This is a genomic window from Pseudovibrio sp. POLY-S9 (genome assembly GCF_001431305.1).
In the GTDB taxonomy this organism is placed as follows: Bacteria; Pseudomonadota; Alphaproteobacteria; order Rhizobiales; family Stappiaceae; genus Pseudovibrio.
Genome location: NZ_LCWX01000079.1, coordinates 110,858 through 135,666, shown reverse-complemented (window position 1 = coordinate 135,666; position 24,809 = coordinate 110,858). Strand labels below are relative to the sequence as shown.

Annotated in this window: 21 protein-coding genes and 2 tRNA genes; 9 read left to right on the top strand and 14 right to left on the bottom strand. The window is 51.8% G+C overall.

Features of this window, described 5'->3' with window-relative positions; all coding sequences use genetic code 11:
- Positions 1-51 precede the first annotated feature (51 nt).
- From PPL9_RS06435 to tsaD, 6 genes are all read right to left on the bottom strand, one after another.
- The gene (locus PPL9_RS06435; protein ID WP_057461913.1) at positions 52-285 is read right to left on the bottom strand and encodes a hypothetical protein; all 234 of its coding nucleotides are present in this window, start codon (positions 283-285) and stop codon (positions 52-54) included.
- A gap of 7 nt (positions 286-292) precedes the next feature.
- Complete coding sequence (locus PPL9_RS06430; RefSeq protein WP_057461924.1) at positions 293-721, bottom strand: EVE domain-containing protein; 429 nt, start codon at positions 719-721, stop codon at positions 293-295.
- An 83-nt stretch (positions 722-804) separates the two neighbouring features.
- Complete coding sequence (locus PPL9_RS06425; RefSeq protein ID WP_057461912.1) at positions 805-1,095, bottom strand: YciI family protein; 291 nt, start codon at positions 1,093-1,095, stop codon at positions 805-807.
- Positions 1,096-1,180: 85 nt separating this feature from the next.
- Positions 1,181-2,191: an NAD(P)H-dependent glycerol-3-phosphate dehydrogenase gene (locus tag PPL9_RS06420; protein WP_057461911.1), complete on the bottom strand. Its 1,011-nt coding sequence runs from the start codon at positions 2,189-2,191 to the stop codon at positions 1,181-1,183.
- 10 nt (positions 2,192-2,201) lie between these two features.
- Complete coding sequence (locus PPL9_RS06415) at positions 2,202-2,669, bottom strand: NUDIX domain-containing protein (protein ID WP_208989214.1); 468 nt, start codon at positions 2,667-2,669, stop codon at positions 2,202-2,204.
- 654 nt (positions 2,670-3,323) lie between these two features.
- Positions 3,324-4,436 carry a tRNA (adenosine(37)-N6)-threonylcarbamoyltransferase complex transferase subunit TsaD gene (gene tsaD / locus PPL9_RS06410; RefSeq protein WP_057461922.1) on the bottom strand — a complete coding sequence of 371 codons (1,113 nt, stop codon included), beginning with the start codon at positions 4,434-4,436 and terminating at the stop codon, positions 3,324-3,326.
- Between the two features lie 127 nt (positions 4,437-4,563).
- Here tsaD and hemC point away from each other — a divergent pair, with 127 nt between their 5' ends.
- From hemC to PPL9_RS06375, 7 genes are all read left to right on the top strand, one after another.
- Entirely contained in the window at positions 4,564-5,487 is a 924-nt protein-coding gene (hemC, locus tag PPL9_RS06405; protein ID WP_057461910.1) for a hydroxymethylbilane synthase, read from the top strand.
- Entirely contained in the window at positions 5,487-6,197 is a 711-nt protein-coding gene (locus tag PPL9_RS06400; protein WP_057461909.1) for a uroporphyrinogen-III synthase, read from the top strand. The genes hemC and PPL9_RS06400 overlap by 1 nt, the downstream gene beginning before the upstream one ends.
- A gap of 202 nt (positions 6,198-6,399) precedes the next feature.
- The gene (locus PPL9_RS06395; protein ID WP_057461908.1) at positions 6,400-8,313 is read left to right on the top strand and encodes a hypothetical protein; all 1,914 of its coding nucleotides are present in this window, start codon (positions 6,400-6,402) and stop codon (positions 8,311-8,313) included.
- A 21-nt stretch (positions 8,314-8,334) separates the two neighbouring features.
- On the top strand, positions 8,335-10,143 hold the full coding sequence (locus PPL9_RS06390) for a heme biosynthesis HemY N-terminal domain-containing protein (RefSeq protein WP_057461907.1): 1,809 nt from the start codon (positions 8,335-8,337) through the stop codon (positions 10,141-10,143).
- A 262-nt stretch (positions 10,144-10,405) separates the two neighbouring features.
- Positions 10,406-10,481, top strand: a tRNA-Thr gene (locus tag PPL9_RS06385).
- Between the two features lie 193 nt (positions 10,482-10,674).
- The gene (locus PPL9_RS06380; RefSeq protein WP_057461906.1) at positions 10,675-11,874 is read left to right on the top strand and encodes an AGE family epimerase/isomerase; all 1,200 of its coding nucleotides are present in this window, start codon (positions 10,675-10,677) and stop codon (positions 11,872-11,874) included.
- Between the two features lie 32 nt (positions 11,875-11,906).
- Complete coding sequence (locus PPL9_RS06375; protein WP_057461905.1) at positions 11,907-12,911, top strand: Gfo/Idh/MocA family oxidoreductase; 1,005 nt, start codon at positions 11,907-11,909, stop codon at positions 12,909-12,911.
- Positions 12,912-13,028: 117 nt separating this feature from the next.
- On the opposite strand, the gene PPL9_RS06370 is transcribed toward PPL9_RS06375, so the two are convergent.
- The 3 genes from PPL9_RS06370 to PPL9_RS06360 form a co-directional block, all read right to left on the bottom strand.
- Complete coding sequence (locus PPL9_RS06370) at positions 13,029-14,183, bottom strand: alpha-hydroxy acid oxidase (RefSeq protein ID WP_057461904.1); 1,155 nt, start codon at positions 14,181-14,183, stop codon at positions 13,029-13,031.
- 832 nt (positions 14,184-15,015) lie between these two features.
- Complete coding sequence (locus tag PPL9_RS06365) at positions 15,016-15,852, bottom strand: RDD family protein (protein ID WP_057461903.1); 837 nt, start codon at positions 15,850-15,852, stop codon at positions 15,016-15,018.
- A gap of 201 nt (positions 15,853-16,053) precedes the next feature.
- Positions 16,054-16,130 (bottom strand) — tRNA-Arg (locus PPL9_RS06360).
- Positions 16,131-16,391: 261 nt separating this feature from the next.
- Here PPL9_RS06360 and PPL9_RS06355 point away from each other — a divergent pair.
- Both PPL9_RS06355 and PPL9_RS06350 read left to right on the top strand, forming a co-directional pair.
- A complete protein-coding gene (locus tag PPL9_RS06355; RefSeq protein WP_208989213.1) occupies positions 16,392-17,144 on the top strand; it encodes a thermonuclease family protein in 753 nt (250 codons plus the stop codon).
- A gap of 21 nt (positions 17,145-17,165) precedes the next feature.
- Positions 17,166-18,635: a M48 family metalloprotease gene (locus tag PPL9_RS06350; protein ID WP_208989212.1), complete on the top strand. Its 1,470-nt coding sequence runs from the start codon at positions 17,166-17,168 to the stop codon at positions 18,633-18,635.
- Between the two features lie 25 nt (positions 18,636-18,660).
- On the opposite strand, the gene PPL9_RS06345 is transcribed toward PPL9_RS06350, so the two are convergent.
- The 5 genes from PPL9_RS06345 to PPL9_RS06325 form a co-directional block, all read right to left on the bottom strand.
- Positions 18,661-19,530, bottom strand: a complete 870-nt coding sequence (locus tag PPL9_RS06345) for an RNA polymerase factor sigma-32 (protein WP_057461900.1) — start codon at positions 19,528-19,530, stop codon at positions 18,661-18,663.
- A gap of 121 nt (positions 19,531-19,651) precedes the next feature.
- Positions 19,652-20,236, bottom strand: a complete 585-nt coding sequence (locus tag PPL9_RS06340; RefSeq protein WP_057461899.1) for a CarD family transcriptional regulator — start codon at positions 20,234-20,236, stop codon at positions 19,652-19,654.
- A gap of 412 nt (positions 20,237-20,648) precedes the next feature.
- Positions 20,649-20,987, bottom strand: a complete 339-nt coding sequence (gene fdxA / locus PPL9_RS06335; protein WP_057461898.1) for a ferredoxin FdxA — start codon at positions 20,985-20,987, stop codon at positions 20,649-20,651.
- Between the two features lie 186 nt (positions 20,988-21,173).
- Positions 21,174-21,575 carry an RNA-binding S4 domain-containing protein gene (locus tag PPL9_RS06330; RefSeq protein WP_057461897.1) on the bottom strand — a complete coding sequence of 134 codons (402 nt, stop codon included), beginning with the start codon at positions 21,573-21,575 and terminating at the stop codon, positions 21,174-21,176.
- A gap of 22 nt (positions 21,576-21,597) precedes the next feature.
- The gene (locus tag PPL9_RS06325) at positions 21,598-24,543 is read right to left on the bottom strand and encodes a helicase-related protein (protein WP_057461896.1); all 2,946 of its coding nucleotides are present in this window, start codon (positions 24,541-24,543) and stop codon (positions 21,598-21,600) included.
- Positions 24,544-24,809: the final 266 nt, after the last annotated feature.

The following is a 24,809-nucleotide window of genomic DNA, read 5'->3' as shown; positions in this document are numbered from 1 at the left end:
CCATCGGGGAAATCTGCGACCTCTACAATCCGACAGAATGCTGGAACTACTTCAAAGCCGCAGGATGCATCTCAAATTAATCTCGAAACGCTTTAGTGCTTGTCCGCCTGCCCATGCAAATGCCCAGAACGGGGAGGAGACACCGAGTTCTTTCAGCTCTTCTTCACCCATGCGCCAGAGATCGACGCTTTCGTCTGCCAGGTGAAGGAATATGGACGGCGCATGAGGAACAGGGTGTTGCCGTGTCTGTTCCAAAATAAAAGCGCGCCGGTCCGTAATTTTCATCGTGAGATCAGACCTCAGATGGGTCCATTCCTGCCATTTCCAGAACCACGGCCCATTCTTCCGGCTTTACCGGCTGAACAGAAAGGCGCATGGAAGTCACGAGGGCCATATCGGAAAGGCGTTCTTCGGCCTTCACTTGCGCCAGTGTTACTGTCTGCGGGAGGTCTTTGACGGCTTTGATGTCTACGCATTCCCAGCGTGGATCATCTGTCGTGGAATCCGGGTGTGCGAGCGCGCAGACCTCTACGATGCCGACAACTTCTTTGCCGATGTTGGAATGGTAGAAGAAGCCCCGGTCTCCGATCTTCATGTCGCGCATGAAGTTGCGGGCCTGATAGTTGCGTACGCCGTCCCACTCTTCGCCTTCTTCGCCCTTGGCTTTTTGATGATCCCAAGACCATTTGTTAGGTTCGGATTTGAACAGCCAGTATTGCAACTTTGCCTCCATTAAAAAGAGCACCTGTCTACAATGAGAGACTGGTGCTCCAGAATTGACGTGTTGTAATACTTACAACAAAATTAGGCTTCCGGGTTCTTAATTACCCAGTTCCAAGGACGGATCTCAACAGATTCAAAGAGGCCTGCGAGTGAATAAGGATCTTCATTAGCTACTGCCAATGCTTCGTCCCTGTTCGCAGCTTCTACCAAGACCAGCGAACCCGTCGGAGATACGAGGTCATCACACATAAAAGGACCAGCTGCCTTCAAGCGATCACCAAGACCTTTGAGAAAATCGAGATGGTCTTGTCGTGTTTTCTGGCGAAGGTCTTCAGAATGCGCCTTATCAGTGCAGATGAGAGCGTACAGCATATTGGATACTCCAGTAGCAGGTTTTCAACCTAACCATTTGATCCCTGATATACAACCAGGCAATTCCTAGCTTAAAAGGATTCTACTAGGGGTGTGTCTCTCGTTTGAGGGGGCGCGTCATTAAGTCGCTCAAAGCCTGTGCGACGTCGATTTTCCCAGCTACGATTTGTGACACGGTGTTTGCAATTGGCATGTCGACACCATATTCGGCTGCCAAGGCGACCGCGATATTAGCGGAGTGAGCGCCTTCTGCAAGCTTTTGTCCCGGTGCAACCAATTCCTGCGGAGTTCTACCCTGTCCGATCTTTAAGCCGAAGGCAAAATTTCGTGATTGGGTTGAGGAACATGTGAGGACCAGGTCACCAAGACCAGACAAGCCTGTGAGTGTTTCGCTTCTGGCATTCAGTGCCATGCCGAGGCGGGTCAGTTCTGCGAAGCCACGGGCCGTCAAAGCTGCCTGTGCGCTGGCGCCGAGGCCGTAGCCGACGGCTGCGCCACAAGCGATTGCGAGCACGTTTTTGAGGGCTCCACCAATTTGCACGCCGATGAGATCATCAGTTGCATAGGGGCGGAAGCTGTTTGAGGCGAGTGCTGCGGAAAGTTGGTCTGCTACTGCACCGTCTTCAGCCGCGATTGTGACGGCTGTTGGCAAGCCCTTTGCCACGTCATGTGCGAAGCTTGGGCCGGACAGCGCTGCCGGGATGGCATCAGGCGCCACGGACTTGATCACCTCAGACAGGAGCTGACCGGTTGATTGCTCGATGCCTTTTGCGCAGAGAACGATTGGTGTTGCTGGCTTTAAGAACGGCCTGATCGCTTCTGTCATCGCCCGTGTTGTTTGCGCCGGGGTGACGAGTAGGAGCGCGTCAGCACCGCTGACAGCATGCTTGAGGATGCCGGTTGCGGTGATTTGCTCTGTCCACTCGATGCCGGGCAGGTATTTCGGGTTCTGTTTGCTGGCGTTTATTGCGGCGATGGTTTCTGCATCGCGGGCCCATAAGGAGACTTCCCGACCTGCTCTTGCGGCTGCCAAGGCGAGCGCAGTTCCCCAAGATCCTCCGCCAATTACAGCGATCTTGTTTAGAGCAGTGGTCATGTTGTTTTCCTTATTGGGTGATGTTCAGTCGTTCGCACAGTTGCTCAAGAGGGATATCGAACCCTCCGTGCATTGTTAGCTTGGACTTAGTTTCGTTGTCTGCCAAATCAACCCAGAAGAAGCGAAAGAGGATAGGATCTCCACCGTCATTTGGGCTCATTTCGTAATGATCCCAAGTCTGCTTTGCTTTTTCCTGAATTTTGAGATGGAAAAATTTGCGGCGGTGCAGTTCTGGCCCTGAGGTGAGAGCGTCGTCATACAAGAAGTCATGGCCAGTGAATTGCTCAAGTGCACCGGAAACACTGAGGCCGGTTTCTTCTTCAAACTCGCGTTTGGCGGCCTGCAGATAGCTTTCACCCGGATCAAGCGTTCCACCTGGCACCTGAAATGTGCCTGCGATGTCGGTTTCTGGTTCGTCAAAAACGAGAAGATGTGTGCCGCAGGTCATGTAGACGTAAGCTTTGTGCCGAGGCTGCAATGTCGTTTCCACCATGAATCAATCAAATCAATGTTGTTTGAATTTGGCAGATGTTATTTGCAGGAGTTTGTTGCAAGCAAGGCGTTATAGCAGTTTGCACATAATAAGCAGCATGACACGCGCTTTAGCGCCGCATGGTTTTACCTGCAGCGTGGAATAGAATGCCCCGAAAGTTCGGGTGTGAGCAAGGCGAGCAGGCAGTGCCTGCGCATTGTAAGTAAATTAGTTTCTTCGGCATTGGCTGCTCGCCTTGCCCGGGCGTATTTGTATGAAACAAGGTCTCCTCCGAAAGGCATTGGGAGCAGGCACTGTCAACGATGCACACACTTGCCAGAGACAGGTGTGATTGTCGGTGATAGCTAAACGCCTGCCAGTGTAGACGCCCATCGGGTGACCAGCTTCCGCTTGGTCCCTGCACTAAAGACTTTCAAGGGGTGTTTCAACGAACCCGCCGGGTGATGCGTTACTTCGCCCGGTAGCCCCGCCCAGCCCACGCCGAACTGATGGACGGTCCACCAGCTGCCCGAATACGTGAGCACAACACTGAGAATAAGCGCGGTTGAGGACAGGGGGATAAGTTTTAGCGCTTCAGAACTGAAAAATCCCGCAGGTGAGGCGGGATTTTGGAAGTATGTTTGTGCCGTGTGGTCGTCGCTAAACCTTCGCGCCTTTGCGACCGAAGCCGACGACGCTTTCGGAGATTTTGTCTAGCGGCCAGCGTGGGCGCGGGGCTTCGTTCATGTCGTCGCCCTTACCGTTTTGCTCCAGAATAGATGGGTCTTCGGCAACGAGTTTTCTCAGACGCTCAGCTCCAGCCCATGCAATCATGGCGGCGTTGTCTGTGCACAGTTTGTGCGGTGGTGCGATTAATTCTGCACTATGTTCCGCGGCAACTTCGTTTAGACGAATCCTAATTGCTTCGTTTGCTGCAACACCGCCCGCAATAACCATTTTGACAGGCGTATCCGGATAGCGATCTTTAAATAATTCGAAGGCTCTTGCACTGCGTTTTCCGAGAACATCCGCGACAGCTTCCTGGAAGGAGGCGCACAGGTTGTTGACGGTTTGCTCGCTGACAGGCTCTTCTTTTAAGGCGGCGGTGCGCACTGCTGTCTTCAACCCGGCAAAAGACATGTCGAGGCCGGGGCGGTCCAAAAGTGGGCGTGGCAGTTTGTAGACGGTTGGATCACCAAGTTTTGCAGCTTTTTCTACAGCCGGACCACCGGGATAAGGCAGGCCGAGCAGTTTGGCTGTTTTGTCAAACGCTTCACCAATCGCATCATCAATGGTTGTGCCCAATCTTTCGTATTCCCCAAGAGCTTTTACGAGGAGATACTGGGTGTGTCCGCCGGAGACGAGGAGCAGCAGGAATGGGAACTCAACCTGATCCGTCATGCGTGCGGTGAGGGCGTGACCTTCCAAATGATTCACTGCAATCAATGGCTTATTGATTGCCATGGCGATAGATTTTGCTGTCATCAAGCCCACGATGACGCCGCCAATGAGGCCGGGGCCAGCGGTTGCAGCAACTGCGGATAGATTAGAGTACTTCACATTTGCTGTTTTCATCGCCTGATCTACGATACCATCCAGCAACTGAATGTGGGCGCGCGCCGCAATCTCTGGTACAACACCGCCGAACGGTGTGTGCTCATCGATTTGAGAATGCACCACGTTGGACAAAATTACGCATTTGCCATCTTGATCAATCTCAAGGACAGCAGCGGCAGTTTCGTCACAACTCGTTTCTATGCCGAGGATGGTCAGCACGTTTGGTCTCCTTTGGCCGCTTGGTTTTTGTCGTTCTCTCATGCGCAAAGCATGGTTGATTTCGCGGGCCGATGATTTTATGTCGCTCATCTAACATGAGCCCCTAGCATTGGGAATGTGATCCTTGCAAACAAAACCTATAAGAATTGGTACACGTGGAAGCGCCCTGGCACTGGCCCAGGCGTATGAAACACGCGCTCGTCTCGCGAAGGCACACGGGTTAACCGATGATGACTTCGAGATTGTTGTTATAAAAACAACGGGAGACCAAATTCAAGATAGGCCTCTTTCCGAAGCAGGCGGCAAAGGCTTGTTCACTAAGGAAATTGAGGAAGCTTTGCTGGATAAGTCCATTGATCTGGCAGTTCATTCTTCCAAGGATATGCCGACAGTGCTGCCGGATGGTCTGGGCATGACCGCTTACCTTCCACGTGAAGATGTGCGCGATGCTTTCATTTCTCCAAAGGTAGAAAAACTGACAGATCTTCCACAGGGTGCTGTGGTCGGGTCTTCCAGTTTGCGTCGTCAGGCACAGATTAAGCGTCTGCGTCCTGATCTTGATGTGGTGATGTATCGCGGTAACCTCCAGACCCGTTTGCGCAAACTTGGTGAAGGTGTGGTTGACGCAACCTTCCTTGCTTACGCTGGTCTGCGTCGTCTGGGACAAGGTGATCTGGTGACGTCTTTGATGGATGTGGAGCACTTCCTTCCTGCTGTCGGGCAGGGCGCGATTGGTATTGAGGCGCGTCTTGGTGATGAAGAGACTGCGCGCATTCTTGCGCCGATCCATCACGCTGAGACCGAGAGCCGCCTTTTGCTGGAGCGTGCTTATCTGGCTGAGATGGATGGTTCTTGCCGTACGCCGATTGCTGGTCTCTCTCATGTGGAAGGGGATCGTATCCGTTTCCGCGGTGAGGTGATCAAACCGGATGGCAGCCAGACGCACACAGTTGAAGGCGAAGGCCTGTTAAGTGATGCTGAAGAGATTGGCCGCGAGCTTGGCAAAGAGCTGAAGGCGAAGTCTGGTCCAAACTTTCTGGAGCTCTAATGAAAATACTCGTGACCCGTCCTCAGCCTCAAGCGGATAAAACTGCACAGAAGCTGATTGCTATGGGACACGAGGTGATTGTTGAGCCGATGCTGAGTTTCCAGCCGCTGACCGTTGACGGTGATGTGGCTGGGGACGCCAAAGCAATTGCTGTGACGAGTGCGAATGCCATTGAAGCCCTTGTCTTCAATGGTCTTGTTTCACAGCTTCAGCACCTTCCTCTCTATTCTGTGGGTGAGGCGACAGCCAAAGCTGCAGAGGCTTCCGGTTTCCAAGAGATCATATGTGCGGATGGGGATGTTGATTCCCTTGGCGGACTGATTGCGGACAGCAAGCAGGCGGGGCCTGTCTTTTACCCTGCAGCGATTGACCGCAGTGGTGACCTGGTCGGACAACTTGAGCAGCACGGCATTGCCTGCCGTATGGTGGAGGTCTACCAAATGGCTGCTGCGACTGGCTTTTCTGAGAAAACCCGTGAACTGATTGCAGCAGGGATGCTGGATTGTGCGTTGTTTTATTCTCCGCGAACAATTCAAATTTTTCTCAGCCTTTCAAATCTTGAAAAAACCATAGTGTTTCTTAACTCTATGAAAGCATTATGTGTTTCAAAGCGGGTTGCAGAGCAGGCTGGAGCGTTTGGCGAGGTTTTTACTGCGAAAACGCCGCGTGAGGATAGCTTGTTTGAACTTCTCAATGGTTCGATAAGTTGAGAGGAAGTGATTTGCACTTCTCTGAGCCCTATGGAGAAGTCGCAGTTTGTTTGGCAAGGTGCTAATTCTCCCTGATAGCAGTTTGCTAAAGGGATGCTTATGTTAAGAAAGAGGCCTCTTAAGAGGCCTTGTCGAGATTGCGTGACTATGAAAATTGGCGCGGCTGGAAACTGCTTGAAACGCGCCATTCTAGGAGGTTTTGATGGCTGCTGATGACAAAAAGGGTGGTGCGTCCACCGGGGCAGGCTCGGGTGGTGGAACATCATCACGGAAATCTCCGCTCTCCAGTGGAACCCGAAAGCCTGTCACGATTGACCTGCCTGCGAAAGACGTTTCCAAGACTGATAAGCCTGCCGCGAGCGCTGGTCCTGCGGCCAAGCCTGCTGCGAGCAAGGCGACTTCTACCAAGGCGGGCTCTGTGCCGCCAACTGGCAAACAACAATCACAATCATCCGCGAAGACTGAAAATACTGAAGCGACGAAAGCTGCTGCTGCGAAGCCTGCAGCGGGCGCTAAACCATCTGCGGGGGCACCTTCTGCCTCAACAACAGCCAAGCCGACTGCTGCTGCAAGCGCAAAGGCCGCAGTTGATGAGAAGAAGGATGCTGCTGCATCCAGCACAGCGAAGCCTTCAGCTACGAAGACGACAGGCGCCAGCAAGGCAACGACTGCTAGCAAAACCTCAACCACTTCTGCTGCGAAAGAGCCTGTGAAGGGCAAGGATGATAAGGCTGGTTCGGGTGGCAAGGATACGCCTCCGCCGCCGCCTCCTTCTGGCAAAGGTCCCGGCGGGCCTGCTGATAAGCCTCCGCATCCGCCCAAGCAAGGCGCTGGGTTTGGCGCAATGCTTGCTGCTGGCGTTATTGGTGCGCTGATTGTTGCTGGTGCTGGCGTTGGTCTGCATCAGGTTGGCATGCTTCAGATGATTGGCGCCGGCTCTGGCCAGAATGCGACAGAAGTTCAGGCTCTTCTGGAAAGCTCCAAGAACCGCTATTCGCAGCTGAGTCAGGAAATTACCGCGCTGAAAGATCATGCGGCGGGTAGTTTTGCGGCTAAGGAAACCATTCAGAACCTGACTGATCAGCTGGACGCGATCCAGAAAGAAACCAGCACTAAGTTGAGTGATGCGACTGCTGGTGTGACCGCGAAGGTGCAAGAGCAGGTTTCGACGCTTGGTGCTGAGATTAAAGAGCTGAACGAATTGATTTCCAACGGTGCAGCCGGTGATGGTGCTGCTGTTGCCAGCATGAAGAAGACACAGGATCAGCTGACTAAGCAGGTTGCTGATCTGACCGCAGCGTCCCGAAAGAATGCTGAGCAGGTTCTGAAAGGCATGCAAGGCAGTCTGACAGATTTGCAAAAGCAGTTTCAGGCATTGAAAGAAGCGCCGACACAGCTGAAGGATCTCGGTTCACAGTTGGCTGTAACTGGTTCCAAGGTGGATGAAGCGCTTGCGCAGATTGGCAAGTTGACGGCAGAGCAGAAAGTTCTTGAAGGCAAGATTGAAGCGCTGACGCAGGCGAATGCCGAGACAACACAGCAGATTACTGCACGTGTTGACCGGTTGGAGAAAGCTCTTGGCACTGCAAGTGCGCAGGAGCGGGCGGCGCGTGCAATCGCGATTGCCTCTTTGCGTAATGCAGTTGATTCTGGTGAGACCTATGAGGCGGAACTGGCTGCCGTTGAAGCTGTACTTCCGGGGGATGCTGCTGAGCTGGCGCCACTGAAGGCAAGTGCTGCGAGTGGTATTCCGTCCTCTGCCGCGTTGATTGCCGGATTTGGTAAGGTCGCGCGTGATATGAGTGCGGTGTCGCTGACGAGTGAGAATGATGATGTGGTTGATCGTCTGTTCTCCAGCGCCAAGTCACTGGTTTCTGTTCGGACGCCGACAGACAGTGACGGCACGAGTTCCGGCGAGTTGCTTGGCACGATGGAATCCCGGGTTTCTGCGGGTGATCTTGCCGGAGCGATTAAGGCTTACGATGCTTTGCCAGAACCGATGCAACAGGTTGGTGCAGCGTGGGCCGAGCAGGTGAAAGCCCGTTTGGCAGCAGATGAATTGGTGAAGAAAATCACCGCTCAAGTTTTGAAGTCGCTTGTTTCTGAAAACAAGTAGTATCGGAAAGGAGCGAAGGACATGGTCCGCGTTCTCATCTTTTTCGCGTTTGTATTTTTACTGGCTCTTGGCGGAGCCTGGATGGCAGATCGTCCGGGCGTCGTTACGCTTGAATGGCAGGGGTATGTTGTTCAGGCAAGCTTGCTGACAGCTGTTGTTGCGTTTGGTGCTTCCATTGTGGCGTCGATTGTGGCTTGGGGTTTCTTCCGGTTGATCTGGAAATCACCAACGCTGGTCTCCCATTTCATGCAGAGCCGCCGGAAAGACAAAGGCTATGATGCCCTGTCTCAGGGGCTGATGGCCCTTGGATCTGGCGATACGCTGCATGCGCGCAAGTTTGGGCTGAAGGCAGACAAACTGCTGGACGGTAACGAGCCTGCTGCACGTCTTCTCTTGGCGCAGACTTCGCAACTGGATGGTGATCATGCAGAAAGCCGTCGCCGGTTTGAGGCGATGTTGGAAGATGATCGCTCCATGGCTGTGGGCTTGCACGGCCTTTACATTGAAGCGGAACGGGAAAGTGAACCTGCAGCTGCACGTCATTTTGCTGAGGAAGCCTTTAATCTGGTTCCGGGTTTGCGTTGGGCCGGCAATGCCGTGCTTGGGTATCAGGCCGTTTCTGGTGACTGGGAAGAAGCCATTGCAACGCTTGAGCGCAACTATGCTGCTCGCATGCTGGACAAGAAAACTCTTCGCCGCCAGAAAGCTGTACTGCTAACTGCGCGTGCTCTTGAGCTGGAGAATGAGAACCCGGATCGTGCACGCACGCTTGCCGTTGAAGCGCATGGCCTTGCTCCTTCACTAGTACCTGCTGCGATTGTTGCAGCTCGTTTGCGGACACGCTCAGGCGAGGTGCGCAAAGCAAGTAAGATCCTTGAGGCGACGTGGAAGTTGAGCCCGCACCCAGACCTTGCCGATGCTTACGCCCATGTTCGTCCTGGTGATTCCGTCACTGATCGACTGAGCCGCGTCAGAACACTGGCGAGCATGCGTGCTTACTCTTCTGAGGGGGCGATTGCGATAGCTGTTGCCGCGATTGAAGCCAAGAAATTTGATGAAGCGCGTGATCAGCTCAAGCGGGTTCTGCGCTCTGAGCCAACGCAGCGTGCGTTCTTGCTGATGGCTGATCTTGAAGAGCGCGAGCATGGTGATCAGGGCCGCATTCGTGAGTGGTTGTCCCGCGCTGTACGTGCGCCAAGCGATAAAGTCTGGACTGCGGATGGCATTGTCTCTGCCAATTGGGCACCTGTTTCTCCAAAGACAGGCCGTGTGGATGCCTATGAGTGGGCAGCACCGGAAGGGGCTGTGGATCAGGAGCAGTTGATTGAAGTCATCGATGACAAGCTGTTTGAGCCACCTGAACTGGCAGCTCCTGTACAGGTTCTGAAGGAACCGGTCGAGGCGGATATCGTTGTGCCTAAACCGCAGGAAGCAAAAAAGCCTGCTGCAGTGAAGGACGAGCCTGTGGAGGCACCGGCGGCAAAGGCTGACGTTGCTGAGCCTGTTGTTGTGACAGAGACTGCTAAAGAGCCATCTGCTGAGAAAAAGCCAGATGAGCAAGCCAAGACTGAAGAACCTCGTGCGACTGTCGTACCTGTGGAATCTTCCAGTTGGGCGCCGACCAAAGCCAATGAAAAGGCTGCGGACAAGGCAGAGGACCCTTCCAAGACTGAGAAGGAAGCTCCGAGCTCGCCGGATGATAAACCTGAGAAGAAAGATGAGAAGCTGGTGGAGTTCCCGCTTTCTCAGCTTCCTGATGACCCAGGACCTGAACCAGATGATGAAGATCCGAAAACTCCAAAGGATCAGAGTTTCAGGTTCTTCCGCTAAGGGCGTGTTCCGTTTGATTTGTTCAATCAAACGAGAAGAATTCGCTAGGCCAAAGATGTTAGAGCACGATGCATGAATGCTAATGAACGCGACGTGCTCTAAGAGACTTGCACAGGCAGGACACGTGCTCTTTGTTGCGTCTCCTGCCTTTGTAGATTGATGGTGGATGCATTCTCTGCCATTGCAAATCATACTTGCATCTTATTGGGAGCTTGGGTATCAAACTTCCACTTTCCGGCACACCCCTTGTGCCTGTTGGAACGCCGCTGTAGCTCAGATGGTAGAGCACGTCATTCGTAATGATGGGGTCGAAGGTTCGAGTCCTTTCAGCGGCACCACTAACTCTCTGATACTTCATAATCCCCCAAAAACTTGCTCATTTAGCTTTGTCTTGTCGCTTACTCGTCGTAGGTTCGGATTTGTGTTTTTTGGTCCTTTAGTCGAACCTTTAAGCGCATAGATTTCATTTGCACATATGGAGGCCATCGGGGGTTCGTGGGAGCGGGCTGATGATGGTGTGGAGTACCGGAAGTGATTGTCGATCACCTGAATAAGTTGCGCGCATGGTTGTTTGAAGATGCATTGCCGCTTTGGTTGAAAGCTGGCGAAGACGCTGCAAATGGTGGCTTTGCTGAGACCATCACACTGGATTGTGAAGGTAGTGCGGATAACAGACGTGGTCGCGTCAACCCTCGTATGGTGTTTGTGTATTGCGAAGCGGGACGCCTGGGCTGGGATGGCCCGTGGATGGACGTTGCGCTGCGCACGCAAGCCTACGTGGAGCGGGTGTACGGCACATCTGATGGATATATCGGTGCGCTAGCGACGCCAGATGGTGAGCTGCTCGACACTTCGTTTGACCTTTACAATCAGGCCTTTGCGCTACTGGCTCTTTCCAGCATTGCTGATGTGAACAGTGAACAGCGCGGGGAAGCCTGCGCGAAAGCTGCTGCTTTGCTTGATGTGTTGAAGAGCCGCTTCAAGCACCCTGTTGCTGGCTTCGAGGAAGCTGAGCCTGCGCGTGCGCCACTGGGTGCCAACCCGCATATGCATCTGTTTGAAATGTGTCTTGAGTGGGAGCGCTCTGAGAATCTGAGCACTGAGCAGAAAGCCGTCTGGTCTGCGCTGGCAGATGAGCTCGGCGAGCTATGCCTGAAGTATTTCATCTGCGAGAAAACAGGTGGTTTGCGCGAGTTCTTTGCGCTGGACTGGTCTCCGATGCCAGGTGATGAGGGCAGGGCGCTTGAGCCGGGGCATCATTTTGAGTGGGCATGGTTGCTGAGCCGCTGGAACAAGCTGCGTGGTGATGATCGCGCTAGGGCTGCTGCTGCGCGTCTCTTTGAGATTGCGGAGGTCTATGGCGTAGATCGTGAGCGCGGTGTTGCGGTGATGGGCATCAATGATGACTTTTCCATGCGTGACCCACTGGCGCGTCTGTGGTCTCAGGCTGAATGGCTTAAAGGCTCTATCGCCATGCTGGAGAGTTCTCCTGAGAGTGAATGGCCTCGGTATCGGCAATCCATGCAGGATGCTCTGAAGGCGTTGGAATTGTTCTTTGAAGACGTGCCTGCTGGTCTCTGGAAAGACAAGTTTTTGCCGGATGATAGCTTTGTGGAAGAAGCGGCGCCAGCAAGCTCGCTCTATCACATCATTTCGGCCATTTCTGAACTTGACCGTTTTTCAAAAACTGAGGTCGGGCAGAAAGTGGTTACTTTTGAGAGCGCTAAATAACGGTTCCTGCAGTATAGATTGGGAGAATTACAATGGTTAAATGGGGTGTGCTCTCGACTGCACGGATTGGCCGCGAAAAGGTTATTCCTGCGCTTCAAAAAGCCAAGGGCGTTGAGGTTGTCGCAATTGCTTCTCGTAATGAAGAGAATGCGAAGAAAGCTGCTGCTGAACTAGGCATCGAGAAAGCCTATGGTTCCTATGAGGCGCTGCTGGCTGATCCTGATATTGACGTGATCTACAATCCGCTTCCCAACCACATGCATGTGCCGATGACGATTGAGGCTGTGAAAGCTGGAAAGCATGTGCTCTGTGAAAAGCCGATTGCGCTTGATGCAGATGAAGCGCGTCTTCTGCTGGAAATGCCGGATAACCGCTTCGTTATGGAAGCCTTTATGGTGCGGGCGCATCCGCAGTGGCAGCGGGCGCTTGAGATTGTAGAATCTGGTGAGCTGGGCAAGCTGCAGAGCATTCAGGCATTCTTTGGTTACAGCAATCAGGACCCGCAGAACATTCGCAACAAAGCAGAGCTTGGCGGGGGCGGCCTGATGGATATTGGCTGCTATCCGATTGTGGCGTCGCGTTACTTCTTTGATGCTGAACCTGAGCGTGTTGTGAGCCTTGTTGATCGTGACAAGAACTTTGGCACGGACCGTCTGACATCAGTAATGATGGACTTTGGTGAAGGACGTCAGGCTCAGTTTACGGTTTCAACCCAGTCTGCTCCGTATCAGCGTATCAATCTGGTGGGGACTGCCAAGCGTCTGGAAATTCTCATCCCGTTCAATGCACCTGCTGGTAAAGAGACTATCTTGCGTCTCGATTCTGGCAGTTTGCCGGGGGATGGTGCGATTGAGGTTGAACGCGTTGCTGCCTGTGATCAGTACACACTGCAGGGAGAGCTGTTCTCTCGTGTGGTCAAAGGTGAAGAAGAGCTGCCTTACGGTGTTGCTGATGCAATCCAGAATATGGAAATCATCGATGCGATTGTCCGGTCTGAACGCAATGACAGCTGGGAGACCGTTGGGTCTCCCGATTGAGTGTTTTGCTGGTGTTAGAGCATGTTGCGCTCATTTGCATTCACGCCTCATGCTCTAACTTCTTTGTTTTGAGCGAGTTCTTGTCGTTTGATTGAATACAGTCAAACGGAACGCGCTCTAGACTTTTTCGCCTCTGATGGAATAGAGGTTGTCGCGATTGAGCGTATTGAGATCGCGACGGCCACACAGTGCCATGGTGGTATCCAGTTCCTTCTGGATGATCTCCAGTGACTGTGTCACGCCTTGCTTTCCACCTGCGCCCAAACCGTACAGGAACGGTCTGCCGATGTAGGTGCCTTTTGCGCCGAGACAGATGGCTTTCAGCACATCCTGACCTGAGCGAATGCCGCCATCGATGTGGATCTCCACCTTATCACCGACTTCGTCCACGATTTCCGGCAGGATCTCGATGGAGGATGGTGCACCGTCGAGCTGACGTCCGCCATGGTTGGAGACGATGATCGCATCACAGCCGGAATCGACTGCGTGGCGTGCGTCTTCCTTGTCCAGAATGCCTTTGAGGATTAGCGGGCCGCCCCACTGTTTTTTGATCCACTCAATGTCATCCCAGCTCAGGCGTGGGTCAAACTGCTCTGCCGTCCATGAGGACAGGGAGGAGAGATCGCCAACACCTTTTGCATGACCGACTATGTTACCAAAGGTGCGATTTGGCGTTGTGAGCATTTTCATGCACCACATTGGGCGTGTTGCCATCTGCCAGATGTGTTTTGGCGTAAACTTTGGCGGGGCAGACAAGCCGTTGCGCAAATCTTTGTGGCGTTGGCCCAGGATCTGCAGGTCGAATGTGAGAACCAGAGCAGAGCAGCCTGCGTTCTTTGCGCGATCGATCAGGGCGTTGATGAAGTCCCGATCCTTCATCACGTAAAGCTGGAACCAGAATGGTTTCGTGGTCTTCGCCGCAACAGCTTCAATGGAGCAGATGCTCATGGTTGAAAGCGTGAAAGGTACGCCGAACTCTTCAGCTGCCTGTGCTGCGAGAATTTCACCATTGGCGTGCTGCATTCCGGTCAGGCCGGTTGGTGCCAGCGCGACAGGCATGGAGACATCCTGTCCTACCATCTTGGTAGCAAGCGTGCGATCTGTCATGTCGACCGCGATGCGCTGGCGCAGCTTGATCTTCGCGAAGTCGCTCTCGTTTGCCTGATAGGTGCTCTCAGTCCAGGAACCCGAGTCGGCATAGTCAAAGAACATCTTTGGAACGCGTCTGCGAGCGCGCTCTTTGAGGTCACTGATTTCTAGTATTGGTGCCATGTACGGGCCTCCCCCCGAAACATTAGTTTTTATGTATAGAGGGATTGCACGTATCGGTGATATGTCAACATTACATGTATACGACTTCAGTCTACCAGTATTGAGAAAAGCGTTATTCGCATTCATCTATGAATGCCGTAAGTACTCTGAAATATCTTTGAATTGACGGTGCTGACTAAAGCGTAACGGTCAAATAACTATCTGAATTTGCTTGTTTTGTTTGTTTGCCTAAACGTTTAGCGAGTGTCTGGTTGAGACTTCATCTTGCCTGGGTGCTATTTGTGATATGTAACTGAAATATATCTCAAAAAAGCGACATAAGCTTACTTTGCAGATACTCGAAGTTTAAGATTGGTGAGTGAAATTACGTAGCTTGTGAGGGCGTGTTGGTGGGGTCGGGGCCAGAAATTTCATGTAAGAGCGAACGTAGATGAGAGAGGCGATGCTACAAAAGAGGGCGTATACAGTGAGTGCTGGTCTTGCCGTCTCGTTGTGCAATCCGGGCGATGAGCTCTTCTGATTTTGCGCAGCTGGACCGGTGGGAAGCGGAGGTGATGCTTCCCATTGCGAGTATCTGTATGGAAGGATCAGGGAGGCTTCGTTCTTTTATTTCTTCTGCCGGCTGATCCAGGCCATCCAATTGTAAAACCAGTTCCGAAGGTTATCTCCGCACCGTTTAAGCACATTGGATATATAGTTCATGGCTTACCCTCCATGTGCAGTTTTGGCTGCCTCAATGGTGGGCTCAATTAGCTAAATGCAAATGAAAGAACTGCTTCAAGATTTAAGTTTGGATGGCGAGCCGAAGAGAGCTCACCATCCAATTGGCGGTTTACTTATCAGCGATAACCTTGTCGGCTTCGGCTTTTCTCATTACCAAGTCTTCTGTCTTACTCGTCGTAAGATTTGCGAACTGATCCCAATAAGTACGACCTCTCCATCGTATGAATGAGCCGAACTCAAACCAAAAGGCAGCGAGACTGAGAACAACCCCGCCTACGATCCAAAGCCAGAAATTTCCTTGTCCGAGGTTTTGAAGTAGTTCCTGAGCTTGTTTTCCTGCTTCTACCAAATCTAATGTGACGATCTGATAGAGTGAGTAAAGCCCAAACAAGGCTGTGATGATGAGAACTGTCGCCTTAAAGTACTCACGTTTTAATGCTGACTTTAGATCAGGCTTCTGAAGAGAGGCATTATATACATTCAAATTGAGTAGACGCTTTCCTGGGGTCTGACCCATTCTAGCAAGAAACAAGGCAAATACGAATGGGGTGGGCAAATAGAAGAACGGCTCTGATGGGAGGTAAGTTCTTTGATTACCGTATTCATCAGAGTAGTAACTCACTGAAACAGAACGTGTGACATTGCCTTCCTTCCAGATTTTCTGAAGAGCCGTTATGTGGAAGCTACTTGCAAACATGTTTGTTTGCTTGCAGAGAATTTGCTGGCGTTGATGGCCTGGTTCGAGCGGTAAGATCTCATCCATACGATCTTGCGAAATCATGTCAAATTGGGGTGCACAGGCAGTCGTCTTGAGAAGTTCTGGCGCAAGAAATCGTGTAGAAAAAACACTGTTATATGCGACGACAATAGCGGTAATGACAAAGCCGAGGATAAACAGATCTAGTAGATACGCGAATGCTCTTCGCCAGAAGTACTTTGCAGTCATTGGATATGTACCGGCATTTAATGCTAAGTATCTGAGGAACAAGAGTGATCGCAGATACCGCAACAACTGATTAAAATTTTGTTTCTATATACAGTCTTAGGTTCAAGAAAATCAAAGAATTAATCGTGTGCGGAAGGGAGAAAGAGGCCTGTTCCCGTAGCAATTATTTTCTCATGCCGGGTCATTATAATTTCATATAAATGGTGACCCCGAGTGGATTCGAACCACTGACCTGCCGCTTAGGAGGCGGCCGCTCTATCCAGCTGAGCTACGGGGCCTTTAGGCGTGTCTTGATCCGTGACCGGATCGATCCGCTTAAGATGTTATCATCCGTTGAGGATGCAGCGCGTTTTCAAATATCATGAAATTTGGCTGTAGGCGAGATAGATTGCTTCTCTGTGAACAAGCTAGGTATCAGTTCATGCAAGAGAATTTGCTCAACCGGTGTCTTTGAGGTTTGCTCTCAGAGAGTTCTCGGGGGCGTTCCGACTGCATCGACCTGATATAATTCCTAAATAGGACTTTGTTGGTGGGTTGTTGTGTTCCGGGGATTTGTTGCTTTTTTCTGCTTTTTGCTGAGCTGTATAGGAACCGTGTTAGCGATGCCGTGTGATGAGTGTTCGGTTCTTGATGAGAGCTTGCCGACCATCATGATGGAGGAGGTGCTCGCAAATCCTTTGAGATTTACCGCGAGTGACGGTGAGTTTTATTATCTCGCAGATTTGACAATGGCAGAGCAGGATTTGCTGCTGGCTGATGACTTTTTTGAGGAACGGGAAGTCAGGGTAAAAGCGTTGATTGAGCAAAAGGATCGGTGGGGACGCCGACCTGCGATTCTGGTTGATCCTGAATTGGGTGATTTGTCGGTCAGGCTGGTCAAAGCTGGAATGGCCATTGTTAGGCCACAATTAAGAGCTTTCAATTGCTTGAAATTCCTTATTAATTTGGAGAGTATGGCTCGCGAAAAAAATGTTGGATTATGGGTCATTAAAAATGTAATTAATGATTATAAGTCAATTAGCTACGAGCAAATCGGCCTTTATGGAATTGTGGAAGCCAAGCTGATTTCTGTTGGGCAAACACGATCCAAAACATACTTGAATTTTGGTGAGCGCTGGACAGAGGATTTAACCGGGATTATTCAAAGGGGAACGCTGGCGGATTTTTCGGAGTTCGGGCATGATCTTTCAGTGATGAAAGGTAAGCGAGTTCGTCTCAGGGGCGTTATGCAACTGAACCAAGGACCATTAATAGAGCTAAAGCACCCAGCGCAGTTGGAGCTTCTGGACTAAGGCAAAGAGCCGGAAACGCGAATGACTTTGAGTAGTGCATTGTCTGGACTTCAGACAAGCCTGAGAATGCTAGTGATATCTGCAGTGACCGTAGCTCTTGTTGCGTGTCAGCTGACCGGCTCTGCCAATCAAGGCGCTCAAAAACCAGGTAGCTTGCGAACCGGGCTTGGGAGTGACGTTGGGGCGAGAGAGCATCCGCGTGTCGTCGCGACTTATGGCGGTGTCTATAAGGATGGTAAGGCTGAAGCAGCTATTGCACGTGTTGTTGGTGGTCTTGTTGCAGCTTCGGAAGACCCTGAAGCGCACTATCGCATTACTTTGCTCAACAGCCCTGCAGTCAATGCCTTTGCTCTTCCTGGTGGTTATCTTTATGTGACGCGCGGGTTGCTGGCGCTTGCCAACGATACGTCAGAGCTTGCTGCTGTGCTTGCTCATGAAATGGCACACGTGACAGCGCGCCATGCGATCAAGCGCCAACGTCAGGCTGAAGAGGCTGAGTTCGTTACCAAAGTGATGACCAATATCGGCAAAGATCAGCAGACCATTGATGCCGCAGTCAAAGAGAAACAGGTGCAGTTCGCGCGCTTTTCTCAGGAGCAGGAGCTTGAAGCTGATGATGTGGGTGTGAGAACACTTGCTGGCGCTGGGTATGACTCTTACGCCGCAGCGCGCTTCCTGAACACCATGGGGCAATTTGCACGCTATCAGCAGCTTGGTGGGCAAAGCAGTTCAGCGCCAGACTTTCTTTCTTCTCATCCAAACACGCCTGATCGTATTCAACGCGCTGTGCGTAGTGCACGGCAGATCGGTGCGCCGGGGATTGGTCTGAATGGTCGTGAAGACTATCTGACCAGCTTGGATGGCATGTTGTTTGGTGATGATCCACTGGAAGGGTATGTCCGGGCGCGGCAGTTCCTTCACAAAGGCCTTGGCATCTCCTTTAGTGTGCCAAAAGGGTTTGTGCTTGAGAACTCTGCCGAGGCAGTGTTGGCGAGTAATAACTCCGGCACTGCCATGCGTTTTGATGGTGCTGATCTGACGGGATATGCCAGCTTAACTGATTACATGTTATCTGGCTGGATCAATGGCCTGATTGATAACAGTGTTCGCCCAACCACGATCAATGGTCTGCCAGCCGTTATTGGCTCTGCAATTACAGATGGTTGGTCTTTCCGCATCGGTGTTGTTCGCATTGGCTTAACCGGATATCGGTTTATCTTTGCAAATCGTTCGCCAACCGCTGTTTTTACTCGTGATTTTGAAAAGTCGCTTGGTAGCTTCCGACAGTTAAGCCCCACGGAACAAGCCCGACTTAACCCACTTCGAGTTAAGATTATTCAGGCGAAGGGTGGAGAGACAGCTCGCAAGCTTGCTGTTGGCATGAGCGGCATTGAGCCATCGCGCCGGTTGGAGCTGTTCACGATCCTCAATCAGGTTAAGGCGAACCAACGCTTCAAGCCAGGTGAACTCCTGAAGGTCATTACCGACTAAAGAAGCTCGTTTTTCAGGCAGTGCGCTATAAGCCGCTGGCTTCATAGCCATCCGAATGCGTGAGAGCGTCTTTTAACTTTTGCATTGCTCGCGACTCAATTTGCCGGACACGCTCCTTTGAAACACCCAGTTTCTTGCCAAGGGCTTCCAGTGTAACGCTTTCATCTTTTAGCTTGCGATCTTTAATGACGCGCTGCTCGCGTGGTGGCAGCGTTTTAATCGCATTGAAAAGACGACGTTTTGCGCGTTCCTGATCTAAGTGCACTTCGACGAGTTCGTCTGGCAGAGGTTCTTCAGCCGCGAGAGTGTCCTGAAGCTGCAGGTTTGTTTCGCTGCCTTTCAGGCTCGCATTGAGGGATGTGTCTTTCCGGCCTAATCTGGAAGACATCATTCTTATATCCCTCAGCTTTGCTCCCGTCTTTTCTGAGATTTGCTGATGCAGCTGTTCCTCATTCAAATCAGGATGTTTGTTTGAGAGTTCTGCGCGCAAACGTTTGAAGCCGAAAAACAACATTTTCTGGCGAGAGGAGGTTCCACCGCGAACAATCGACTGGTTGCGGAGCACATAGTCCTGAATGAATGATTTGATCCACCAAGTTGCATAGGTGGCAAAACGGACGTCTTTGGAGAGCTGGAACCTGTTGGCTGCTTCCATAAGGCCGATATGGCCCTCCTGAATTAGATCAGAGAGCGGGACACCATAGGACTTGAACCGAAGTGCTTGAGCGATGACCAAGCGGGAGTGAGACAGAGATAGCTTATCGAGTGATCTGTGATCGCCTCTGACAATCCAGCCTTCCAAGAGCTTGTATTCTTCTTCTTTTGACAGATATGGGGCTTTTCTTGCCAGACGGGCAAGAGGCCCGAGACTTTGGTCTCTTTCATAATGAGCCATTTACGCCTCCCTCGATTAAACTGAGATACGGCGCTGAAGTTCATTTGGATCTTTTGACAAAAAAAGAAAGCCCCGCTTGGAGCAGGGCTTTCTTTTAATCAGTTAGATTAGGAGAGGCTGATTAAGCTGCCTCTTCCTGACCTCCGCCTTCACCATCAGTTGCTGGAGCAACTTTGGCAGCACGACCTGGAGACGTGGAAAGAACGCCTTCGATCTGTCTGATTGCTTCTGTGTCAGTCTGTTTCTGAACAGCTGCGATTTCACGTGCCATACGGTCTAATGCGGCTTCGTAAAGCTGACGTTCGGAGTAAGACTGTTCAGGCTGGGAATCAGAGCGATAAAGGTCACGAACAACTTCAGCGGTAGAAATGAGATCGCCAGAGTTGATCTTTGCTTCGTATTCCTGTGCGCGGCGACTCCACATGGTACGCTTCACGCGAGGTTTACCTGCGATGGTCTCAAGAGATTTCTTAACGGTAGATGCGTCAGACAGCTTACGCATTCCTACAGAAGCAATTTTTGCAACTGGAACACGGAGCGTCATCTTATCCTGTTCGAAGTCAATTACGAGGAGTTCAAGAGAGTATCCAGCTACGGTCTGCTCTTCAATTGCAGTAATCAATCCAACGCCGTGAGATGGATAAATGATGTGCTCACCTGTTTTAAACCCCTGACGCTGCGCGGTCTTTTTTGCGGGTGTGGCCATACGCTATACTTCTCCTGCGCAGTGGTTGTTTGCTGTCTGGGAGACGCAAGCAACCTAGATGCAGCGCGTTCGCCGCATCTTTCTCTTTGGAAAAACGTGAAAAGTCCAATGTATGCGGAAAGCTACTTCTCGCATCAATTGGTTCCGCGTTCAAATGTGATCAGTCGAATTCTATGTTGTGGCTACTTCGGCGAATGCTGGAGTAAATTATTGTGCGCACTTCAATTGAACTGCGACCATAAAAAAACCTCCGAGTGGGGAGGGTGCAACCAGACTGCCAAATGACTGTAAAAAACTGTATAGCACATTATCCACGGATTTCCAACCTCTCTCAAGCAAGAGAGGAATTAAGACATCCGCGGATACTGTCTGGCAAATAATAAATATTTGGTAGCTCTAAGCTTTTGGGACCTTAATCACCAGTGCCCGGCTTATCAGAGAAATACTTTTCGAGTTTTTCTGCAACACCATCAAACTCAGCAGCTTCTGGAAGCTGATCTTTCTTAACAGTCAGATTCGGCCACTTTTCTGCGTACTCAGCATTAAGCTCAACCCACTTTTCCAAGCCAGGCTCAGTATCTGGGAGAATTGCATCTGCTGGACATTCCGGTTCACACACACCGCAATCGATACATTCGTCTGGATGAATGACGAGCATATTCTCGCCTTCGTAAAAGCAATCGACCGGGCAAACTTCAACACAGTCGGTGTATTTGCATTTGATGCAATTGTCTGTGACGACGTATGTCATCGCAATCCTCTTAGTCTCTGGCGCTGCAAATTTGTCTGAAGACAAACGGCACGGGCTCTCGTGGCCCTGACGATTTTCTCGTCCTTTAAACTTGTGCTCTTTGCTACCGGTTTTCAGTGGGTAGTGCAAGCGCTGTCATAGGCGAAGAGATTGCAATATTGGGGCAAAATTTGCGTAAAGTTGCCGCTAAAAAGGATCAATTTCGTTGAAGCCCCGAATCCGGGCGATTTGGCGTCGATCTCGTTTAGTTGGGCGACCTGCACCGGCCTCGCGCTTGGCAACCTGGACCTGTGTTTCCTTGGGTGGTGGAGGGGGAGACATGTCCTCATAAAGCAGCTGTGCTTCAGGGGCCGGACCGCGCCGGGTGCCAAGTTTTAAAACCTTAAGGATCAAAAGGCGTCGCGGCATTGTGATGGTCAGTACATCACCGGTCTTTACAGCTGTTTTGGCGGCCGCAATCTTATCTTTGTTCAATCTAACATGCCCGGACACTGCCAGTTTTTGTGCCAGTGTCCGAGATTTTGTAATGCGGGCATACCAGAGCCATTTGTCGATGCGAAGAGACTCTTGTGCTTCTGGTATTGCCATATTAGTTAGCCCGAAGGGGCGACTATTTGTCGCCCTTTTCCAAGTTCTGTTTCAAGGACATCAGTGCTGCAAACGGAGAATCCGGATCCAACGGCTTGTCTTTGCGAGGAGCAGGCTTGCCTTGCTGGCCGCGGTTCTGGTCTTTGCTAAAGCCACGGCCTTTACCGCCAGGCTTACCAGGATTGCGACGCTGCTGAGCGTTATTGTTGCGAGGACCGCCACGACGTTCGTTGCCACTGCGTGTATTGCGCTGACGTTCGTTGTTGTTGCGACGTCCACCGAAACGACCCGGGCGCCAGATTTCAACAGTAACTGTTTCCATCTCTGGCTCGCCAGCTTCTTCATCAGAAGCTTCAGCAGGTGCTGCTTCTTCAACTGGTTCAGCTGGAGCCTCTTCGGTTGCAGGTTCTTCTGCTACCGGTGCTGCAGTTTCGCCTTCAACCTGTTCCGCTTCCGCACCTTCAGGTGTTTCAACTGGAGCTTCAGGCTTTTTGGCGACAGGGCGCTGTTCTTCGCGTGTTTCCAGACGGTAACCGAGAGACTTCAGGATGTTTGTGAAGTCTTCGCCTGCACAACCGAGCAGGGAGGTCATGGAAACAGTGACGGTGAATGCGCCGCCTTCTGTCAGTGCACCTTCTGGCGGCTCAATGCCTTCTTCCAGAGGTTTCCAGGCTACCAGCGGACGAATGATGTCTGCCAGGCGCTCCAGAATATCGACGCGTACAGCACGTGGACCACAAACGCGGAAGCCTACGACGCGATACAGCGCGCCTTCGATCTCCGGATCTACTGGAACGGACGTACGGCCAGAGGCGGACAGCTGAGGAAGTTCAGTCAGGCCTTTGATCTCGCCTTTGCCTTCTTTCAGCGCCCAGAGCTGCGCGAGCAGCTGGCTTGGTGCTGGTTTCAGAAGAGCAGGGACATAGATGTGATAGGCGCCAAAGCGAACACCGAGCTTGCGGAGTGAACCGCGCATCTGCTGGTCGAGCTGACGGATGTCATCTGAAATTTCCTGACGCTCAAGGATGCCAAGGCTCTCGGTCAGGCGGTATGCCACGCCACGAGCGATGCCTTCGATCTCTTCGCCCTGTTCCAGGTCGAAAAGCGGCTTCAGGAGTGTTTCGATGTGTGTCTTGATCCATAGATCAAGGCGCTCCTGCACCATATCGCGTGCAGGTCCCGTCAACTGCTCATCAGCAAGAATGATCAGGGATGGGCGCAGGGTCTGTTCACCAGCTATCAGGCGGGCGATAGATTCACCCTGCCATCTTAATGTGCCGTCTGCGGAGAGGATGAACTCTTCGTTGGGCGCGCGGGATAACCGTTCTGCACGGTTTTCAATCTCGCTAGCTAGTGCTTTTTGGGCCGCAGCACGGACAGCTTTTTCTTCCTGTCCTTCTGCCGTTGCATCCGGAGCAAAGCGGAAGCCGTGAAGCTGGCCAATGTGCTGTCCTTCTACAAGGACATCTCCGGTTGCGGTGATCTCCGCTTCGAGCATTTTGTTCTCTCTCAGACGTCGCATCAATACGCTGGTTCGCCGATCCACAAACCGCTGTGTAAGCCGTTCGTGAAGGGCATCTGATAATCGATCTTCTATGCCGCGCGTCACTTCCTGCCAATGAGCAGGATCGTTCAGCCAGTCGGCACGGTTTGCCACAAAGGTCCACGTACGGATATGTGCTATCCGGTTCGCCAGTGTGTCTATATCCCCATCGGTTTTGTCTGCCAGTTTTATCTGACTGTTAAACCAATCATCCGGAATGGCTCCATCCCGGATCAGATGGGAATAAATCCCTGTTACGAGATCTGCATGGTTTGCCGGAGCTATCTTGCGATAGTCTGGAACCTGACAGGTATCCCACAGTAATGAAACTCTTTCTTGCGTCGTCGCGAGGGAAAGAATGTCCCTGTCACGATTAGCAAGTTCGAGAACACCGATATCCTCCGCCGGAGGGGCTTTGGTCAAGCCCTCTTCTCGCGGAGAATGCTCCAAACTGCGCAAAAGTGCGCGAATCGAGGAAAAATCGAGATTTGGGTTGCGCCATTGCAGCACTTTGAGGGGCTCAAACTCGTGAGATTCGAGTTGATAGACAAGTTCGTCGTCAAAACCGGGGACCCGGCCCGTTACACCAAAAGTACCATCTCGCAGGTGTCGACCTGCTCGTCCGGCGATCTGGCCGGTCTCTGACGGGGTCAACTGGCGGTACTGATAGCCATCAAATTTGCGGTGTCCGGCGAACGCGATGTGGTCTACATCCAGGTTCAAACCCATACCTACGGCGTCGGTGGCAATGAGCCAGTCAACGTCGCCGTTTTGGAACAGGTCAACCTGAGCATTGCGTGTTCTTGGAGAAAGGGAGCCGAGGACAACTGCTGCACCGCCGCGCTGACGGCGGATGAGTTCTGCGATCGCGTACACTTCATCGGAAGAGAAGGCGACGATTGCAGAGCGACGCGGGAGGCGCGTGATCTTTTTAGAACCTGCGTATGTCAAAATGGACATGCGCGGTCGCGTGATCACATTCAGACCCGGCATCAGCTTTTCGAGCAAGGGGCGTATTGTCGAGGAACCAAGCAGCAGAGTTTCCTCTCTGCCACGCAAATGCAGGATGCGGTCTGTAAAGACATGGCCACGTTCCAGATCGCCAGCCAGCTGCACTTCATCAATGGCAACGAAGTCCACGTCGAGATCTTTTGGCATTGCCTCTACAGTAGAGACCCAGAAGCGTGGGTTCTTCGGGATGATCTTTTCTTCGCCTGTAATCAGCGCGACAAGATCCGGTCCCTTCTTCTCTACAAGACGCCCGTAGACTTCTCTGGCCAGCAGACGGAGTGGTAATCCAATAAGGCCAGACGAGTATGCGCTCATCCGCTCGATAGCCAGATGCGTCTTACCAGTGTTCGTTGGCCCCAAAATCGCAGTGACAGACCGTGATCTTGTTGTTCGGTGCAGCGTGTTCTTGTTCATCTAGAAGTGCAATTCCGTAGTCTATGGCCAAACGTATCTCGGTACCCAATTCTTCGGCTGGGATACTGAAAATGCCCGTGCGGTGCCTCACCCAATGAAGTGGCATTTATATGGCAGAGAAAATCGCTGTAAAGCTCTGGAATGAATAAAGACGAAAAATGCTGATGATGAGTGCAGGAATGAAGTTTCAGTTTCATACCGGTATAAAAGGGTTTTTTGCGTATACGTTATTGTTCGCCTGCTGCTTTCGCTGAATAAGATGCATG

Bases quoted from the DNA above. Each gene is read 5' to 3' on its own strand.
- PPL9_RS06435 (WP_057461913.1), bottom strand. From the start codon at position 285: ATGAAAATTACGGACCGGCGCGCTTTTATTTTGGAACAGACACGGCAA.
- PPL9_RS06425 (WP_057461912.1), bottom strand. From the start codon at position 1,095: ATGCTGTACGCTCTCATCTGCACTGATAAGGCGCATTCTGAAGACCTT.
- PPL9_RS06420 (WP_057461911.1), bottom strand. From the start codon at position 2,191: ATGACCACTGCTCTAAACAAGATCGCTGTAATTGGCGGAGGATCTTGG.
- PPL9_RS06400 (WP_057461909.1), top strand. From the start codon at position 5,487: ATGAAAATACTCGTGACCCGTCCTCAGCCTCAAGCGGATAAAACTGCA.
- PPL9_RS06395 (WP_057461908.1), top strand. From the start codon at position 6,400: ATGGCTGCTGATGACAAAAAGGGTGGTGCGTCCACCGGGGCAGGCTCG.
- PPL9_RS06390 (WP_057461907.1), top strand. From the start codon at position 8,335: ATGGTCCGCGTTCTCATCTTTTTCGCGTTTGTATTTTTACTGGCTCTT.
- PPL9_RS06375 (WP_057461905.1), top strand. From the start codon at position 11,907: ATGGTTAAATGGGGTGTGCTCTCGACTGCACGGATTGGCCGCGAAAAG.
- PPL9_RS06370 (WP_057461904.1), bottom strand. From the start codon at position 14,183: ATGGCACCAATACTAGAAATCAGTGACCTCAAAGAGCGCGCTCGCAGA.
- PPL9_RS06365 (WP_057461903.1), bottom strand. From the start codon at position 15,852: ATGACTGCAAAGTACTTCTGGCGAAGAGCATTCGCGTATCTACTAGAT.
- PPL9_RS06350 (WP_208989212.1), top strand. From the start codon at position 17,166: ATGACTTTGAGTAGTGCATTGTCTGGACTTCAGACAAGCCTGAGAATG.
- PPL9_RS06345 (WP_057461900.1), bottom strand. From the start codon at position 19,530: ATGGCTCATTATGAAAGAGACCAAAGTCTCGGGCCTCTTGCCCGTCTG.
- PPL9_RS06340 (WP_057461899.1), bottom strand. From the start codon at position 20,236: ATGGCCACACCCGCAAAAAAGACCGCGCAGCGTCAGGGGTTTAAAACA.
- fdxA (WP_057461898.1), bottom strand. From the start codon at position 20,987: ATGACATACGTCGTCACAGACAATTGCATCAAATGCAAATACACCGAC.
- PPL9_RS06330 (WP_057461897.1), bottom strand. From the start codon at position 21,575: ATGGCAATACCAGAAGCACAAGAGTCTCTTCGCATCGACAAATGGCTC.
- PPL9_RS06325 (WP_057461896.1), bottom strand. From the start codon at position 24,543: ATGAACAAGAACACGCTGCACCGAACAACAAGATCACGGTCTGTCACT.